Annotated in this window: 1 protein-coding gene; it reads right to left on the bottom strand. The window is 46.0% G+C overall.

Features of this window, described 5'->3' with window-relative positions:
* A partial coding sequence (locus B3182_RS15245; RefSeq protein ID WP_292753417.1) for a tyrosine-type recombinase/integrase occupies positions 1-1,144 on the bottom strand: 1,144 nt, incomplete at its 3' end.
* Positions 1,145-1,373: the final 229 nt, after the last annotated feature.

Here is a 1,373-nt window from a genome sequence, read left to right on the forward strand (position 1 = left end):
CGACGCTTTGGCCGCCATTACAACCGCTGAAATCGGCCGTACACCACGCAACGCCTGTACTTCGGATTGAGATTTGCCCGGAAAGTTTCTCTGCCATTTCTCGTCGCCCACTATAAGTTGTGAGCACTTCCTGATGATTACGGAAGTTTTTGATTGGCTCAGCCATACCTCCACTGATTGGGGTATCCTGATTCAGCCAATGATCTAAAACATCGATTTTAATGTTTCGCACGGAAGCAAGTATTTCATCATAAATTTCAGCATCCTGGTGCTCGTTAACGGCATAAAGCGCAGTCATGTCGAGGCTCCAGTGTTTGAAATGCTCTCTCAAATAGCGCAAATCGCCATACGCTGAGTGAGCGGCATAAACGGCAAAAGTGCGCCTGAACTGATGAGGCGTAAAACGCCAGTCGATTCCGTGTATTTCGGCAAATTTGTTTAGTCTGCTTCGAATGCCTGCTCCGGAAAGAGTTTTGATACGATCGTATTTGTGTGGGTGCCCAAGTAACAGAATATCTTGATGTTGCTTCAACACAGACAATTCAGGGCAATGCTTGTTATGCTCACAAAGCCTATATATTTCGGCCTTAACCACCTCTGTCAGTGGCTTAGTTATTCGCTCAGCTAGATTAATTGCAGTATGCGCAATCGCCGGAACAAGCCAACTGGTTTCCCCTTCATGAGTTTTGTCACTATAACCATTGATCCAGTGATAGCGTTCGCCATCATCACCAACTGTGGTGGAGGCACACCCAGACCGTAAGCTGGCTAACTCACTAAGACGGATACCGCTGGTAATGAGTATTATTAACATGCATGCATCCAGAAGCCTGGCAATATCCTTATTAAGGGATTGAAGACCACCCCCATAGCCTCGCTGAGCAAGTTTGATATTAAGATTTGTGGAAAACAATCCTACCTGCTGCCATTGATGTGCAGCATTACGATGCTCGAGTAATTCTTCTGCATTTTCTATCCAGTTATAAGCTTGGCTGAACAAGTTTGATAGAACTTCATCAGGGATAATGAGGGTCTTTCCCATCCACCTGTTTTCGTCGAGAACTCCAGAATGTAAAGCAGCAGACGATTCCGGCCAAGGATGAGCCATTACGTCAAAGCTGTGGCGGCTGAGTTGATGAATCATCTCAAGTGCCGAAAACCTTCTGGATAAAGTAGTTGCGCTCAAGTGCTTGCCTGATTGGGAGTTGATTTTGGAGCGACAGGTTTCCACATACTGGCTAGTCAGCAGTGTATTCACTCTGTCGAGACGGTCAAAACCTTGCTGCTCAAGGAACCGGAGGAATACGCTCGCATTAGAGAAAAACTGTATAACAGCTCAACATGCCGGCTTGAATCGCCACTAATTCTTTAGA

It is taken from the genome of Methylophaga sp. UBA4204 (genome assembly GCF_002379485.1).
Lineage (GTDB): Bacteria > Pseudomonadota > Gammaproteobacteria > Nitrosococcales > Methylophagaceae > Methylophaga.